This is a genomic window from Candidatus Binatota bacterium (assembly GCA_012960245.1).
GTDB lineage: Bacteria > Desulfobacterota > Binatia > UBA1149 > UBA1149 > UBA1149.
Genome location: DUBO01000025.1, coordinates 1 through 15,025 on the forward strand (window position 1 = coordinate 1; position 15,025 = coordinate 15,025).

The 15,025-nt window shown below is 65.5% G+C and carries 14 protein-coding genes; 8 read left to right on the forward strand and 6 right to left on the reverse strand.

The genetic code is table 11. From position 1 onward, the window contains the following. The first annotated feature begins 1,633 nt into the window (after window positions 1-1,633). The 3 genes from EYQ35_03980 (at window position 1,634) to EYQ35_03990 (ending at window position 5,047) form a co-directional block, all read left to right on the forward strand. Complete coding sequence (locus EYQ35_03980; protein ID HIF63301.1) at window positions 1,634-2,020, forward strand: nuclear transport factor 2 family protein; 387 nt, start codon at window positions 1,634-1,636, stop codon at window positions 2,018-2,020. 108 nt (window positions 2,021-2,128) lie between these two features. Further along, window positions 2,129-3,265: a hypothetical protein gene (locus EYQ35_03985; GenBank protein HIF63302.1), complete on the forward strand. Its 1,137-nt coding sequence runs from the start codon at window positions 2,129-2,131 to the stop codon at window positions 3,263-3,265. A 42-nt stretch (window positions 3,266-3,307) separates the two neighbouring features. Then, window positions 3,308-5,047, forward strand: coding sequence for a D-aminoacylase (locus EYQ35_03990; GenBank protein HIF63303.1), 1,740 nt, complete (start codon window positions 3,308-3,310; stop codon window positions 5,045-5,047). Here EYQ35_03990 and EYQ35_03995 read toward each other — a convergent pair. Then, the gene (locus EYQ35_03995) at window positions 5,010-6,194 is read right to left on the reverse strand and encodes a DegT/DnrJ/EryC1/StrS family aminotransferase (GenBank protein HIF63304.1); all 1,185 of its coding nucleotides are present in this window, start codon (window positions 6,192-6,194) and stop codon (window positions 5,010-5,012) included. The two genes, EYQ35_03990 and EYQ35_03995, sit on opposite strands and share 38 nt — an antisense overlap. A gap of 50 nt (window positions 6,195-6,244) precedes the next feature. On the opposite strand from EYQ35_03995, the gene EYQ35_04000 reads away from it, so the two are divergent. Both EYQ35_04000 and EYQ35_04005 read left to right on the forward strand, forming a co-directional pair. Continuing rightward, window positions 6,245-6,688: a nuclear transport factor 2 family protein gene (locus EYQ35_04000; protein HIF63305.1), complete on the forward strand. Its 444-nt coding sequence runs from the start codon at window positions 6,245-6,247 to the stop codon at window positions 6,686-6,688. Continuing rightward, entirely contained in the window at window positions 6,685-7,470 is a 786-nt protein-coding gene (locus tag EYQ35_04005; protein ID HIF63306.1) for an SDR family oxidoreductase, read from the forward strand. Before EYQ35_04000 ends, EYQ35_04005 begins: the two co-directional genes overlap by 4 nt. Before the next feature lie 6 nt (window positions 7,471-7,476). Here the strand turns inward: EYQ35_04005 and EYQ35_04010 are convergent, their stop codons facing one another. From EYQ35_04010 to EYQ35_04025, 4 genes are all read right to left on the reverse strand, one after another. Next, the gene (locus tag EYQ35_04010) at window positions 7,477-8,898 is read right to left on the reverse strand and encodes an MFS transporter (GenBank protein ID HIF63307.1); all 1,422 of its coding nucleotides are present in this window, start codon (window positions 8,896-8,898) and stop codon (window positions 7,477-7,479) included. Window positions 8,899-9,050: 152 nt separating this feature from the next. Next, window positions 9,051-9,821 carry a class I SAM-dependent methyltransferase gene (locus EYQ35_04015; protein ID HIF63308.1) on the reverse strand — a complete coding sequence of 257 codons (771 nt, stop codon included), beginning with the start codon at window positions 9,819-9,821 and terminating at the stop codon, window positions 9,051-9,053. A gap of 80 nt (window positions 9,822-9,901) precedes the next feature. Continuing rightward, window positions 9,902-10,546, reverse strand: a complete 645-nt coding sequence (locus tag EYQ35_04020; GenBank protein ID HIF63309.1) for a hypothetical protein — start codon at window positions 10,544-10,546, stop codon at window positions 9,902-9,904. A gap of 63 nt (window positions 10,547-10,609) precedes the next feature. Beyond that, window positions 10,610-11,107, reverse strand: a complete 498-nt coding sequence (locus tag EYQ35_04025) for a hypothetical protein (GenBank protein ID HIF63310.1) — start codon at window positions 11,105-11,107, stop codon at window positions 10,610-10,612. A 134-nt stretch (window positions 11,108-11,241) separates the two neighbouring features. On the opposite strand from EYQ35_04025, the gene EYQ35_04030 reads away from it, so the two are divergent. Further along, window positions 11,242-11,673, forward strand: coding sequence for an ester cyclase (locus EYQ35_04030; protein ID HIF63311.1), 432 nt, complete (start codon window positions 11,242-11,244; stop codon window positions 11,671-11,673). A gap of 4 nt (window positions 11,674-11,677) precedes the next feature. Then, a complete protein-coding gene (locus EYQ35_04035; protein HIF63312.1) occupies window positions 11,678-12,652 on the forward strand; it encodes an MBL fold metallo-hydrolase in 975 nt (324 codons plus the stop codon). On the opposite strand, the gene EYQ35_04040 is transcribed toward EYQ35_04035, so the two are convergent. Continuing rightward, on the reverse strand, window positions 12,636-13,505 hold the full coding sequence (locus EYQ35_04040; GenBank protein HIF63313.1) for a class I SAM-dependent methyltransferase: 870 nt from the start codon (window positions 13,503-13,505) through the stop codon (window positions 12,636-12,638). The two genes, EYQ35_04035 and EYQ35_04040, sit on opposite strands and share 17 nt — an antisense overlap. A 212-nt stretch (window positions 13,506-13,717) precedes the next feature. On the opposite strand from EYQ35_04040, the gene EYQ35_04045 reads away from it, so the two are divergent. Further along, window positions 13,718-14,995 carry a class A beta-lactamase-related serine hydrolase gene (locus tag EYQ35_04045; GenBank protein ID HIF63314.1) on the forward strand — a complete coding sequence of 426 codons (1,278 nt, stop codon included), beginning with the start codon at window positions 13,718-13,720 and terminating at the stop codon, window positions 14,993-14,995. Window positions 14,996-15,025 lie beyond the last annotated feature (30 nt).

Genomic DNA, 15,025 nt, shown 5'->3' on the forward strand with positions numbered 1-15,025 from the left:
CCAACGGCGACGGCAACGTCACCGCGGCAGACGCGCTTTATTGCCTGCAGATGGCGGTTGGCAGCCAAACCACCGACCTCACCACCTGTGACGCCGACGACGGCGGCGCGGCTACGGCGGCGGACGCGCTGCGCATACTGCAAAGCGCCGTGGGCCAGACGGTTACCCTGGTCTGCCCCATGGGCTGCGAGGGAAGCACGGGGCCTGCTTGCGGGGGCGCGTGTCCGTCCGGCTCAGTGTGTATCGCCGATGATTTCGACGTGACCTCGTGTTTCTGTGCGTCGGGCTGCGAGACCGAAACCGCTCCCACCTGCACTGAGGGTGACTGCACGGCGGAGCCCGGCAAGAGTTGCCAGATTGTCACCCTGGCCGCTCCCGATCTGGATGAACAGGCCGATCTCTGCGAGTGTATTCCGCCGGGGCTGCAGGCCTGCGTTGATTCGGCTGGCTCGGGTTGCGACGGAGCCTGTTCGCCGGGGAGCGTCTGCGGCGGTAGTGGTCTGACGGGCTGCACTTGTGAAGCTTTACCGGTCCAGGTCACCTGCGCCGTGGCAACGGCACCGTCTTGCGGTGGCACCTGCTCGACCCCGGGTGAAGTCTGCAGCCAGGGCGGTAGTGGCAGTTGTTCGTGTGGGCCTGGTCCCGAGACCTGCGAGGGGCAGCCCTGGCCCAGCTGCGGCGGCGTTTGCGATGGCGGTCGATATTGCGCCGCCGACATACTGGGTGACTGCGAGTGCTTGGACCTCTGCGAGATCGGTCAGGCACCGGCCTGCGGCGGTACCTGCCTGGATCAAGGTGACGCGTGCTTCCGTGTGACGGCGACCGTGGGTGGCGAGACGATCGATTTCTGCCAATGCATCTCGACGACTTCGACGACCACGACCACGATGCCGCCACCCAGCTGCTTCTCCAGTTCGGCGCCAACTTGCGGGGGAGATTGTCCGGCTGGCGAGTTCTGCATAGATGACGGTTTCGGGTGTGATTGCATTCCCGGATGCGAGGGCGAAGAAGCGGGATTTTGTGGAGGCGGTGATTGCACTACAAGGCCGGGCTGGGACTGTCAGCACATCCAGATTGCGCTACCGGATCTGGGTGAATCTGAGGAGTTCTGTGAATGCCTGCCCCCGGATATTCAGTTGTGCGAAGATACTTTAGCTAGCGGGTGTGACGGGGTGTGCGGTGACGGGCAGCTTTGCGAAAACGGCAGCGGAGGCTGTACCTGCAGCGCCCAACCCCTGCAGGGTAGCTGTGCCGGGGCCAGTCAACCGGCCTGCGGAGGCACATGCGGGCCGGGCGAGATCTGTACGACCAGCGGGCCGAGCGGTTGCGCTTGCGCGCCGTCGGGGTTTGAGACCTGCCTTGACCAGTCGGGTCCTTCCTGCGGGGGCTCGTGTTTCGGCGGGGCCCTGTGCGCGGTCGATATATTCGGCGACTGCGACTGTTTCAGTCCCTGCGAGTTGGACGGCGATGAGCCGACTTGTGGCGGTTTCTGCGTTGAGCCGGGTGATCAATGCGTACATATACAGGCCACGGTTAATGGCGGGACGCTGGACTTGTGCTCCTGCGAGTAGCCTTGGCGATGACCGATTGAATAAGGTCAGCGTCGAGAAAAAATGGTTGGTAATACATCGGAATGGAAATAGCCGAAGAAATAGCCCGTGATTTTATGGATGCCCTTTCGAGCGGTGATACCGAGCGCATCCTGGCTTGCTACACCGACGACGCCACGGTGTGGACAGCGGGGGCACTGCCCATATCGGGACTGCACGACCTCGACGAGATCCGGGCCCTGTGCGATGGACTGCTGGGGGCCTTCCCCGAGGGGCTGAAGTTCACGATCACCGCCATGACGGTAGGCGACGACCGGGTAGCCATAGAAGCCGAGGGCCACGGTGTGCACGCAAGTGGCAGATCATACGATCAGAATTATCACTTCCTGTTGTCTTTGCGTGACGGCAAGGTCGCGCAGATGAAAGAGTACTTTGACACCGAGCTCGCGCGCGAGGTGCTGCTGGGCTGAGCTCCAGCCCCGTGTCCGAGGCCTGCTCCGGAACGCCGCCGCTCCCGCAGGCAGGGCCAGGGCGACGGGCCTGCTTTATTAAGGCCTGCGCTCGTGGGAGACAGGAGCATGGAAAACCAGACCCTCGCGCCCTTGTCGCAGGCGGCATGGAAACAACTGGTCGAGTTACTGGCGGGTGGCGAAGAGAGCTTCCTGGCTCCCCACCGCGGTGTGAAGCTCGAGCACGACCAGGCCTCGGGCTACCGCTCGCTGATCCACCTGCTCGGCTACGCCGTTGACCTCTACATGGACAACGACCCGCTGCGGCCCACTCTGGTGCAGCTGGCCTCGCCGGTGCGCAAGATGCTGGGCGATAACGTTGATTCGCACTATCATTTTACCCAGCTCGACCCCACGCGCAGCTACAGGTTGTACGGGCGCAAGGGCAATCACTGTTACCTGGGCTTCTGCGTTTACGCCGGCCCACGCGACGGCTCATGGTCGGATCGCATCGCCGCCAATATGTCGCACAGGGACATAGAGTTTGAAGACAACGGTGCCTTCGAGTTGTCGCTCGTGCCCGCGGCGTCGCTGCCCGGCTCTGGCGAAAACGGCCCCCCCCAAAGTGATGCGAAGAACGTAATCGCGCTCGACGAGGACGTGAGCTGTCTTATCGTGCGCCAGTATTTTTTCGACCGCGACGAGGCCGAGCCGGCCGAGCTTGAGATAGAGATGCTCGAGGACATCGGCCCTCCCGCCCCGCTGTCGGACCAGGAGACGGCCGACCGTTTGCGCGCGGCGACGCGTTTTGTTGAGCAGACGATGGGCGCGGTGCCCATGCCCGATCTCGGCGAGGCCAACAAGTTCCTGGGCTTTATAGAGTTTGACAAGAACGCCAGCGGCTGGGGCACGACCGACAACGTGTACGCGCTGGGCAACTACAGCCTGGCCGACGACGAGGCGCTGGTCGTGGAGGGCTACCCGCAGCCCTGCTGTTACTTCGGCCTGCAGTTGTGGAACCGTTACATGCAATCGCTCGATTACCGCTACCAGCGCGTGGCCATCAACGGTGAGCAGGTCGAGTTCGAGGACGATGGCAGCTACCGCGTAATAATAAGCGCTGTCGATCCAGGCCTGCCCAACTGGATAAGCACCGCCGGCCACCCCGAGGGCGTGTTCTTCTGCCGCTGGCTGCTCGCCGACGAAGATCTTGACATGCCCAGCTGCAGCGTGGTGCCGGTCGAGAGCCTGCGCCCTGGCGGCTGACACTCTGTGGCTTCAGGCCCTGAGGGCGGGCATACTGCTGCGATGCACGACCTGGTAATTCGCAACGCAACTGTAGTAGACGGAACCGGCCGCGAGCGCTTTGAAGGCGACGTGGCCATAGACAATGGACGCGTGGCCGAAGTGGGCCAGGTGGCGGGCAAGGGCGAAGAGGAGATCGACGCCTCGGGTCTGCTGGCGATGCCCGGCTGGGTGGACGTGCACACGCACTACGACGGCCAGGTCACCTGGGATCCGCTGCTGACGCCTTCGTTCTGGCACGGGGTAACGACCGTGGTCATGGGTAACTGCGGAGTTGGCTTTGCGCCGGCCGCTCCGGGGCAGCGCGAGTGGCTGGTCGGCCTGATGGAGGGAGTCGAAGATATTCCCGGCACCGCGCTCAACGAGGGCATCCGCTGGGACTGGGAGAGTTTTCCGGAGTACCTCGACGCGCTCGAACGCTGCCCGCACGCCATCGACGTGGCCGCGCACATTGCCCACGGTCCGGTCCGGGCCTACGTCATGGGCGAGCGCGGTGCGAGCAACGAGCCGGCTTCTGCCGAAGACATAGCCAGGATGGCCGAGCTGGTGGGCGAGGCCATGCGCGCGGGCGCCCTGGGTTTTTCTTCCTCTCGTACGCTGCTGCACGTGGCCATCGATGGCGAGCCGGTGCCCGGTACCTTTGCCGCCGAGGACGAGCTGATGGCCTTTGCGCGGGTGCTGGGCGAACACGGCAGCGGCATTTTTGAGGTCGCGCCGGCGGGCGTGTCGGGTGAGGATCTGGCTGCCCCCGAAAAAGAGATCGCGTGGATGCAGCGGGTGTCGGCGGCAACCGGCTGTCCGATCACCTTTCTGCTGGGGCAGAACACTCTCGAGCCCGACGCATGGCGGCGCATGCTGCAACTGTGCGAGCAGGCCGACGCCGAAGGCGCGCGCGTGTACCCGCAGGTGTTCGGGAGACCGACCAGCCTGCTGTTCAGTTTCGAAGGCGTGAGTCCCTTCGCGCGCTACCCGAGTTTTGCGCCGCTGATGGACATGACTCCCGAAGAGCGCATGCCGTTTCTTCGCGACCCATCGTTTCGCGCCAAGGTGTTGTCGGAGAGCGACCCCAACGACGATGTCTTTGCCATGATGATGAAAGACCCGTGGCAGCAGGCCTTCGAGCTGGGTGACCCGCCCGATTACGAGCCCGACGCTTCGCGCTCGCTGGCGGCGCGCGCGGCCCGCGACGGTGTTGATCCGCGCGAACTGGCCTGGGACATAATGCTGGGCGACGACGGGCGCGCTGTGGTGTTATGGGCCCTGCTCGGTTACGCCGACGGTGATCTTGAACCGGTGCGCGAAATGCTCGAACACCCGCTGTCGGCCGTTGGCGGCAGCGACGGTGGCGCCCACTGCCGCATGATCTGCGACAGCAGCGTGCCTACTTTCCTTCTCACGCACTGGACCCGCGACCGCAGCCGTGGCGAGCGTTTGTCACTGGAGTCGGTGGTCAAGAAGCAGAGCCGCGACACCGCGCGCCTTTACGGGCTCGACGACCGCGGCGAGATCACCCCCGGGCAGAAGGCTGATATCAACCTTGTCGATTACGACGCGTTGTCGGTTGGCGTGCCGCGCATGGTGTACGACCTGCCCGGTGGCGCGCCGCGCTTCATGCAGAAGGCGGTCGGCTACAAGGCTACGCTCGTGGCTGGACAGGTGGTGCAACGCGACGGCGAAGACAGTGGCGCACGACCGGGGCGCGTGGTCAGGGGCGCGCAGCCGGCGTACCAAGCAGGGCAGTAACAACGGCTTCGGCCACGCGCGCTTGCTCGCTATCGCCGAGGTAGGCCGAGATGGGCAGGCTCAGCACCTCGCTGCAGGCCTGTTCAGTTGTTGTCAGCGTTACCGGCGCGACTGAGTTGTCGGCAAACGCGGGTTGCTTGCTCAAGGGCTCGGGATAGTAGACCCCGCTCGCGATTCCCTGTTCGGCCAGGGCTGCGCGCAGCTGATCCCGTCGCTGGTCGGCTACCCGCAGCGTGTACTGCGCCCAGGCCGGCAGTGAACCGGCTGCGGTGGTAGGCAGGGTGATGGCCGGATGTGGGCTCGCCTCGGCGGCGGCGGCGAGCAGTTGCCCGTAACGCTCGGCGAGTTCGCGGCGGCGGTGAAGCTCTTGTTCAAACAACGGCAACCTGGCCAGTAGCACGGCCGCCTGCATGGTGTCCATGCGCGCGTTCAGGCCCACGCGCAGGTTGCGGTAGCGGTCGCCGCCCTGGCCGTGTTCGCGTATGGACCTGAGCAGGTCAGCGGTATCGCTGTTGCTCGTGAAGACCATGCCGCCGTCACCCCAGCAGCCCAGCGGCTTGGCCGGAAAGAAACTCGTGGCGGCGTCAACACCGAGGCCGCCCGCCATGCGCCTGCTGTGCGAAGCTCCCATCGACTGGGCGGCGTCCTCGAGCAGCAGAAGTTCGTGCCGGTCGCACAGCCGCCCCAGCGCCTCGTAGTCGGCCAGGTGACCGAACAGGTCCACGGCGATGACGGCCCGCGGGGTGACCTGCGCAGTTTTCGCCGTGGCTGCGACGGCCGCGGACAGCGAGTCGGCGCTCATGTTCATGGTCGCGGCGTCAATGTCGACAAACACCGGCGTGGCACCGGCCAGCGCCACGGCGCCGGCGGTGGCGGCAAAGGTAAAGGCGGGCACGAACACCGCGTCGCCCGGGCCTACGCCGTGGGCCATGAGCAGCATCAGCAGCGCGTCGGTTCCCGACGAGCAGGCTACCGCGTGGTGGGCGCCGGTAAACTCGGCCAGCGCCGCTTCGAGCTCGGCTACTTCGGGCCCGTTGATGTAGCGGCCCGACTCCATCACGCGATCGAGACGCGGTTGAACCAGGGGCCGCAGCACCGCGTCCTGCGCGGCAATATTCACCATCGGTATGTTCGGGTTGTCAGCCATGGGGGCGCTTCCTTTCTACAGGGGCGGCGAGGGGCTAGAAATGCCACATTATGACGCAATTTGACAGAGAAGAAGTGCAAGCCGCCTTCGCGGCGCGCCTCGAGATACAGGAACGTGACGACTGGGCTGCCTTCGCCGATACCTTTACCGACGATGCCGTCTACGTGGAACACCACGAGGGCACCTTCCGCGGCCACGCCGCGATAAAGGAATGGCTGGTGCCGGTCATGAAGCTCTGCGAGGGCTGGACCTATCCCAACGAGTGGGTGGTCGTTGAAGGCAACCGCGTGATCTACAAGTGGTTGAATCGCCTGCCGGGCAAGCGCAGCGACGGCAGCTACTACGAGTTTGCCGGCATCTCGGTGTCCGAGTACGCGGGCGACGGTAAGTTTAATTTCCAGGAAGACCTCTACAACTGGGAAGAGACCATGGCCGTGATGACGCAGTGGAGCGAGGACAACAAGGCTGCTGCCGGCAACGACGCAGCTTCGTGAGCGCGGGGCCACTCGAGGGACGGCGCGCGTTGGTGACCGGTGCGGCGTCGGGCATAGGCGAGGCGACAGCCCGCCTGCTCGTGGTCCAGGGCGCGCGCGTGGCGCTGCTCGACCGTGACGGTGAGCGGCTTGGCGTCGTGGGCAAGAGCCTCGACTCACTCGCTCTTGAAGCCGACGTGTGTGACGAGCAAGCCGTTGTGCGAGCGGTCGGCGAGGTCACCGACGGGCTGGGTGGCCTCGACCTGCTGGTAAACAACGCCGGCGCCGGTAACCTGGCGCGCTTTGAAGATCACGCGGCCGATGACTGGCAGCGCGTACTGTCGGTGAACCTTGCGGCCGTTGCTACCGTCACGCGGGCGGCGTTGCCTGCGCTTCGAGCCGCCGGCCCCGGGGCTGCAATCGTAAACAACGCGTCGGGCAGCGCCCCAAGGCCTACCCGCGGCGAGTCGGCCTACTCGGCGGCCAAGGCCGGCGTGGTGGCGCTCACCCAGGCCCTGGCCCAGGAACTCGCGCCCGACATCCGCGTGAACTGCGTGTCGCCTGGCGTTATCCGCACGGCCATGACCGAGCCGCTGTTCCAGATCGAGGGCCTGCTCGGGCCCGTGAACGAGGCGACGCCTTTGGGCCGCGCGGGCACGGCCGAGGAAGTGGCTGCGGTCATCGCCTTCCTCGCCGGCCCGGGCGCGGCTTTCGTCACCGGCCAGAACCTGGTCATCGACGGCGGCATGTCGCTACCCCAGGCCGGCATCGACCAGGTGCTCAAGGGCGTGGTCGGGGGCTGACCCCGCTCACGCGCCAGGAGCCCCGGCCGGCATGGCTTGCCCCGGCGCTACCGGGCGCGCCCGGCCGCTGAATTCGCGCGAGAACGCGAAGCTCATCGCCACCAGCAGCAGCAGCGTGGCCGCCACCAGGTAGGTGGACTGGTAGCCGGCAACGGTCGCGAGCTGACCCAGTCCCCACGCACCGGCCGACATGCCTCCGTAGAAGGAGGCGACGAACAGCGCCATCATCCTGCCGTGCTCGCGCGCGGGAGTGACCGATAGCACCATGCCGTGCAGCGACGGAAAGAACAGACCGTGGGCCAGGCCCAGGACCAGGCCTGCCAGCTCGAGCGCGTCGGCTCCCAGGAGCGGCGTTATCGCGACGGCGGCCACGTACACGTGCAGGGAGACCACGGCCGTGCGAAAGCGTCCCACACGATCCGGAAGACCACCGAGCAGCAGGCGCACGAAGACCGCGGCCCCCGCGTAGGCTGCAAAGAACCCGGCCACGTGATCTCGACCGAGCTCGAGCGCCATCGGCGGAGTGAAGGTAAACATCACCCCGAAGGCACAGCCGGTAACGGCCGACACCAGTGCGTACTGTCGAGTTTGCCTGCGAGCCATCATCGCGCGTCCGGTACCCCGGGCGGGCGGCGTCACTGGAACGGCCGCGTCGCCTCCCGGGACGGCAAGCGCAAGCCCGGTAGCCAGGGTGGCTGATGCCGCCGCTATGGCGAACACCACCTGCCAGCCGGCGGCGTGGGCCAGCGGCTCCATGAGCGCGGGTGCTATGGCGTTCATCACCAGCATGCTGGCGCCGACCAGCCCCATCGCCTCGCTCAGCCGTTCGCGCGGAGCCAGCCTGGCAACCAAGGCGTTGAGCGCGGTGAAGACCACGGTGAAAGTCGCGCCGTGCACGGCTCGCAGCAGGTACATGGCCGGGCCCACCGACTCGACGAAATAGAATGCCGCCGCCGACAGCGCCATGGTGGCCGACCCCATGGCGGCCAGCCGACCCAGCGCCACCCGGTCGGCCCAGCGGGCAACCAGCGGCGCGGCCAGGACGGTGGCCAGCGCGCAGGTAGCCGTAACCGATCCGATGGTATCGGCGCTGGCGCCCAGGTCACCAGCCAGCCACGCGGGCAGCAGGTAGAAGCTCGACATGGCAAACCCGTACGCCGACCCGCAGGCCAGCGTGGTCAGCATGGCGCGGTTAAGCAGGGCCGGTCGGGTATCGCGGGAACGATTCTTCCCACGGGCGGTATTGTTTTGTTTTTGCGCATTCATGGCGTTCGGACCCGCGCCGCCAGGTGCCGGGGGCCGTCGCTTCGCGCAACAAAAAAGCCCTCCGGTCGCCTGTGCGACGGGAGGGCCATTCTCCTTGCCGTTTATCCTGTTGGTCAGGTAATCGGCTGCAGCCCTCCCGTGCCACTGGCGAGGCATATCCACGCCACCGCCTTCTTGTGGAAAGCAGCGGTCGCAGTCAGGACGCCCGTTATCGGCGTCCCGGGCATATAAAGTGAGAGGGAGAACTGCATTGCAGAAATATTACTCGCTTCAGTTTGTATCGGCAAGCCACCAGGGCCGGGTCGCGGCCGCCTTTAAGCCGAAAGTTTTCTTGCGGCGACGATAGTGCTGCGCGCGCACAAGCTGCGCCAGCTGTTCATCGCCGCGAGGGCCGAGGCGTTGTCGGCCAGCAGGCCGGGGGTCTTGCGCGCCATGCGTCGGTGGGCTTTCCATTCCGACAGCTTGATCAGTGGCCAGGCCAGCGGCAGCATTGCCAGGGCTGAGGTCTTGAAGCGGTCGTGGTGGTGGGTCACCTGTTCGAAACCGGCCCGCGTCATTCCCCAGTTCACGTAGTAGGGGTGCATGGGCATTATGTGTCCTGACAGGTAGCGGGCCGACTCTTCGTCGGTGGCCAGGGGCCCGAACAGCATCCAGAAGCCCCGTCCGGCAAACGCCAGCCTCGAGTTCAGGTTGAGCAGGTTGGGCGTTGTCACCACGGCCAGGCCGCCAGGCTTGAGCACCCGGTAGATCTCGCGCAGGAAGGCGTAAGGGTTTTCGAGATGCTCGATGACTTCCACCGAGTAAACGCAGTCAAAACTCGCGTCGTCGTAGGGCAGGGAGTCCATGAAACGCATGCCGCGGCACTCGACTCCCTCGCAGTCAAAGTAGTCGGGAAACAAGTCGCAGGCTGCCAGCACCTGCCCGGGGTCGAGGCCATCGGCGCGTGCGCGTTCGGCCAGCAGTCGCGCGAGGTAGCCGTTGCCCGCACCCAGGTCGAGCAAACGACGGTCGCGCAGGCCTCCTTCGGACACCAGTTCGAGTACGCGCGCGTTGGTGGTGGGATTTGAAAGCGGTTGCGGGTCCATATTTCTTTGCTCGTGTGCTTGCGGCGGGTGCCTGCATGGCGGCGGTTGGCCGGCCGGGCAAGGCTCCCTGTTGTCGGGACTCAGCCGGCCTGGCTCGCCGGCATAAGGTAGAACCACAGTGGCTGCGCGACGCCCGCTTCTTTCATGGCCGCGGCGGCGGCGCGTATGACCTTGCCGGTTTCGGTCTGGCGATAGATCCAGTTCTCGGTCTGCCGCGCTGCAGGCACGTGGTCGGCTAACTGCATGGCCGCCTGCTCGTAGTAGCAGCGCAGGTCATGTCCGGCGGCCAGGAGGTCGCCACCGGGCACGTCGGCGTCTTCAAAGGGAGTACCGTCGGCTATGCGTATGAAGGCAGCCACGGCGTCGGGTACGGTGTCGGCCGTGAGCTTTTTGCCGAAGCCCGAGCGCAGGGCGCTTTCGCCGGCGCGTTCGAAGGCCGCGCGCAGGCCGCGTGCTTCTTCAACGGCCGGATGACTGTCGCCGTCGTGGCGCGGGGGCAGTGGGCAGGACAACTGCTCGGCCTGTTCGTCGAGTATGACCTCGGGGTAATCCAGCAGTACCGGGCCGGTGGGAGCCTCGAGCATCTCAAAGGCGGCGCGTAGAACTCCGCGCTGAAACTTCGCATCGCCTGGGCGCCCCAGTGGTCGTCCCAGCGGAAACTCACAGTGCAGCATGCGCGGCGCGTGCACGCGCTCGGCCTGTCCGCGTACAGACGACAGGCTCACTGTCGCAAGCCCTGCCTGCTCAAAAACGTGGGCGAGCACACCAACGGTGCGCGTGCAGAACGGTCATATGGGGGTGAGCACAACGATGTCGGTTCCGTCGCGCTTGAGGCGTTCGGCGCAGGCAGGCCCACTATCCAGGCGCATGGTTTCAAGGTTGTGGTCAGGCTGGGCGCCCATGAACGAGTAGTGCAGGGGGGCCACGCTGCCTATGGTGCCGTCGGCCGCCAGTTCGGCCAGTCGCTTGACGGGAAACACCACCTCGGGGTCGGCCATAAAACCGCTGCGGTCGAAGTTGGGGCTGAAGTGCGCGAGCGCCAGCTTGTCGGCGTCCACGGGGATCTCGGTGAAGGCCTGGTCACCGGGCGCCCAGTAGGTGTCGCCGTCCGTGCGCAGGCCGGCGGTTGTCACGATGGCCACCTGGGCCTCGGCCAGCAGTCGTGGTTCGGTGAATGCGGTGTCGGCGAAGTCGTAAACGGGAATGTCGTTCACGAACTGTCGCAGCAGCACGTCTCCCCGGGGATCGTCGCCCTTTTTCTGGTCTTTCGTCGGCTGGTCACTCATGCGCGACAATTACCACGGCACCGCAGGGCTGTCTATGGATTCCCAGCCGGTGTCCACCTACACTGCTTTCCGAGCCCTGGGCCGTTGCGCGAGCCCGTGCATAGACTGTTGTTTCCTGGAGGGAGGGAGAGAAGATGACCAACGAAGAACTCGTACGGGCCGCTTGCAAGGCGGTGTGGAGTGACCACGACCTTGATAAGATCGACGACCTGTACGCCGCCGACTTCGTAGCGCACTACTCGTCGGTGGGGATGCCCGACGTGGGCCCGGGCCCGGAGGGGGTGAAGCAACTTGCGATTTCTATCAGGGGGAGTTTTCCCGATTATCACGAGACCGTCGAGGACCTGGTCGCGTCGGGTGACCGTGTTGCCGTCCGCCTCACCCTGCGGGGGACTAACACCGGGCCGCTACCCGATGGAACCGTTACCGGCAAGGCTGTCGAATTCACCGACATGACCATGCTGCGCATCGCCGATGGTAAGATCGCCGAGTTGTGGGGACTCAGCGATCACCTTTCGATCCTGGTCCAGTTGGGCACTGTCGAACTGCCCGTAGCTGTTGCATGAGCTGTTGCTTGGGATACAGCCTGAACGCATGGAACTCACGCAGGTAGCAGACTCGGTATACGCGGTAACGCAGCTCGGCAAACCCACCGTGCTGGGCTGGAGCAACTCGGGCCTGATCGATTCCGGTGACGGGCTGGTAGTCGACACCTTCTGGGATCGCCCGCTGACCAACGAACTGTTGGGGCTTTACGCGGGCGTTCGCTCGGAGCGCCCCGGCACCCTGGTGAACACTCACCACAACGTCGACCACACCGGCGGCAACTCGGCCATGCACGGCGCGCGTATAATTGCCCACGCTAACTGTGCGGCTGCGATGGAGGCCGAGGCCGGGATGCACGGCTTGTTCCAGGCCCTGGCCGACGCTGACCCGGCCACCCTCGAGCCCGCGCAGGCTGCCCTGGCCGAGGAGCTGCGCCCTTTTGACCACGCGAGCGTGGAGCTGGAGCTGCCCACCGAATCGGTCGAGGAGGCCACCGAGCTTGAACTGGGCGGCACAGCAGTGCGGCTGATCCCCATGGGCCCGGCGCACACCGACAACGACATGGTCGTTCACCTTCCGGAGCAGAACGTGCTGTTCACCGGCGACCTGCTCTTCAACCAGTGCACGCCCATAGGCTGGGCCGGCACGACGCAGCTGTGGATGGACTCGCTCGACGCCATGGTGGCGCTCGAGCCCGAGGTGGTAGTGCCCGGCCACGGGCCGGTGTGTGATACTGACGGTTTGCTGGGTCTGCGCGATTACTTTGCCTACGTGTTGCGAGAGGCGCGCGTGTTTTTTGACCGCGGGGTGGCGGTGGACGACGCCTGCCGGCAGATAGATCTCGGGCCTTACGGCGAGTGGGAGGCCCCCGAGCGACTGGTGTTCAACGTGCAGCGCGCTTACAACGAGTTTGCCGGCGACACTGCCGCCACCATAGACGCGGCCGACATGATGTCGCGCGCGTTCGCCCTCAAGCCCGCCCTCAAGCCCGCGCGCTGACCATCCAGCTGCGGCCGGGCATGATCACGCCGCGCTCGGCGCTGTAGAAAGGCTCGAGTGCTTCGCGCACCGCGCCGCGGGCGGCCTCGGCGGCCTGGGCGTCGGCCTCGCGCACGGCCTGCGCGGCTGGCCCCATCTGCAGCATGAACTCGACCGTCTGGTCCAGCTCGGCACCGCCGCCGACTTCCATTTCTACTTCGAAGGGCTCGACCAGCACGTCACCGAAGCCTGCCCCGGTGAGTAGTCCGAGCAGCCGCTCGCGGTCGGCGAAGGCGAACGGCCCGGGCGCGTGCGGGTCGGTGGGTGCCTCGACGGCAACGTGGGCCATGGCCGCACGCGTGGGTTCGAACATCCACGGGTTTTCGGTGATAGCCTGCCAGCACACGAAGGACATCCTGCCGCCGCCTTCTATAGCGCGCCCGAGGTTACCGAGCGCAGCTACGGGGTCGTCAAAGAACATCACCCCGAAGCGTGAGTACACGAGGTCGTAAGCCCCCGGCTCAAAGTCGTATACCTGGGCGTCGGCCACGAAGGCCTCGATGTTTTTAAACCCGTTGGCCGCGGCACGTTCGTTGGCCCGCGCTACCATGGGCGAAGACACGTCCACGCCCGTAACGTTGCCGCTCTCGCCCACATCCGCGGCCATCTCGAGCAGTGTCTGTCCGCAGCCGCAGCCGACGTCGAGCACCGACTCGCCCGCGGAGGGCGCGCCGCGACGCCGGGCCTCGACCCCCAGCGGGCCTATCAAGCGGTCGAGCGAGTCCTGCATGGCCACCCAGCGCGGGCCGGCGGTCTGGTCCCAGTAGTCGATCTGCTTTTCGTTGGTCGTGGTCGCGCTGCTGTCGTCATGCATGCGTGGGTTTTTGCACGCGTGCAGCGGATTGAAAAGCGATCGGGTCCGGTCGTCGGTCGCGGGGTGGAGAGAAGCCTGCCGCCCGGGAAGCAAAAAAATACTGTCGTGGCTATCGGTGGTGGGCTGCCGGGCAGGCTACAATGGGGGGAGTGCTCCAATCTGTGACAGAAGAAGAACACCCCGACGACCTGCCAGGCCCGGCGCTACTCGACATGGCCTATTCGCTGATGCCATCGTTGGTCACGCGTGCGCGCGTGCCGAGCGATATCAGCAGCGTGGAGACCATAGACCACGAGCGCGAGGTGCACCCGGCCGAGGTGGGCGCCGATTCGGTACTGCTCGAGAAATCATGGCAGGCCGCCCGCGAATTGTTTGCCAGTGGCATTCACCCGGCGGTGGGCATGTGCGTGCGTCGCCACGGGCGCATCATACTCAACCGGACCATAGGCTACGCGAGCGGCTCGGGGCCGGGTGACCCCGAAGACGCGCCGCCGGTCAAGGTGGGCCTGGACTCGCCCTTCAATATTTTCTCGGCGTCCAAGGCTATTACGGCCATGGTCATCCATCTGCTCGACGAGCGCCACTTGCTGCACCTCGATGACCCGGTGTGCGAGTACATACCGGAGTTCAACGCGCAGCAAAAAAAATGGATTACGATCAAGCACGTGCTCGCCCACCGGGCCGGGCTGCCGCATCTCCCCCCGGCGGCTTTTGACCTCGACCATCTCGACGATCGTGACTGGGTGATCGGCCACCTGGCCGAAGCACGCGTGAGCGGACGCCCGGGACGGCGCCTCGCCTACCACGCCATCAGCGGCGGCTTTATCCTGGGTGAGATCGTGCGCCGCGTGACCGGCAAGAGTATCCGCGAGGTGCTCGCCAGCGAGATACTCGACCCGCTTGGTTTCGAGGGCCTGAACTACGGAGTGGCGGCCGACAAGCTGGGCAGCGTGGTACGCAACTACCACACCGGCCTGCCCTTGCTGCCGCCGTTATCGACGGTGTTGAAACGAGCCCTCGGCATCGATTTTGACCAGGTCATAGAGATGACCAACGACGAGCGCTTTCTCACCGGCATCGTTCCGTCGGCCAACATCTGCGGCACGGCCGAAGAACTCAGCCGTTTCTACGAATTGCTGCTGGCCGGTGGCACGCTGGGCGGAGTGCAGGTGTTCAACCCGCTCACCATACGCCGGGCCACGATGGAGCAGTCTTACCTCGAGTTCGATTTCACCCTGGGCGCACCAATACGTTACGGAATGGGGTTCTTCCTGGGTGGTGAATGGATCAGCGTTTACGGCCCCGACACGAGCAAGGCCTTCGGGCACCTCGGTTTTACCAACGTGCTGGGTTGGGCAGACCCGGAGCGTCGCATCTCGGTGGGGCTGGTGACCAGCGGCAAGCCGGTGTTGTACCCTGAACTGTTCCACGGCTGGAACCTTTTGCGTTACCTGGGCCAGGCCTGCCCCAGGGTTCGCGAGGTCAACTGACAGCCCCTCTCGCTCTTCAGTTTGCTGTCC

Bases quoted from the DNA above. Each gene is read 5' to 3' on its own strand.
- EYQ35_03980 (HIF63301.1), top strand. From the start codon at position 1,634: ATGGAAATAGCCGAAGAAATAGCCCGTGATTTTATGGATGCCCTTTCG.
- EYQ35_03985 (HIF63302.1), top strand. From the start codon at position 2,129: ATGGAAAACCAGACCCTCGCGCCCTTGTCGCAGGCGGCATGGAAACAA.
- EYQ35_03990 (HIF63303.1), top strand. From the start codon at position 3,308: ATGCACGACCTGGTAATTCGCAACGCAACTGTAGTAGACGGAACCGGC.
- EYQ35_03995 (HIF63304.1), bottom strand. From the start codon at position 6,194: ATGGCTGACAACCCGAACATACCGATGGTGAATATTGCCGCGCAGGAC.
- EYQ35_04000 (HIF63305.1), top strand. From the start codon at position 6,245: ATGACGCAATTTGACAGAGAAGAAGTGCAAGCCGCCTTCGCGGCGCGC.
- EYQ35_04015 (HIF63308.1), bottom strand. From the start codon at position 9,821: ATGGACCCGCAACCGCTTTCAAATCCCACCACCAACGCGCGCGTACTC.
- EYQ35_04025 (HIF63310.1), bottom strand. From the start codon at position 11,107: ATGAGTGACCAGCCGACGAAAGACCAGAAAAAGGGCGACGATCCCCGG.
- EYQ35_04030 (HIF63311.1), top strand. From the start codon at position 11,242: ATGACCAACGAAGAACTCGTACGGGCCGCTTGCAAGGCGGTGTGGAGT.
- EYQ35_04040 (HIF63313.1), bottom strand. From the start codon at position 13,505: ATGCATGACGACAGCAGCGCGACCACGACCAACGAAAAGCAGATCGAC.
- EYQ35_04045 (HIF63314.1), top strand. From the start codon at position 13,718: ATGGCCTATTCGCTGATGCCATCGTTGGTCACGCGTGCGCGCGTGCCG.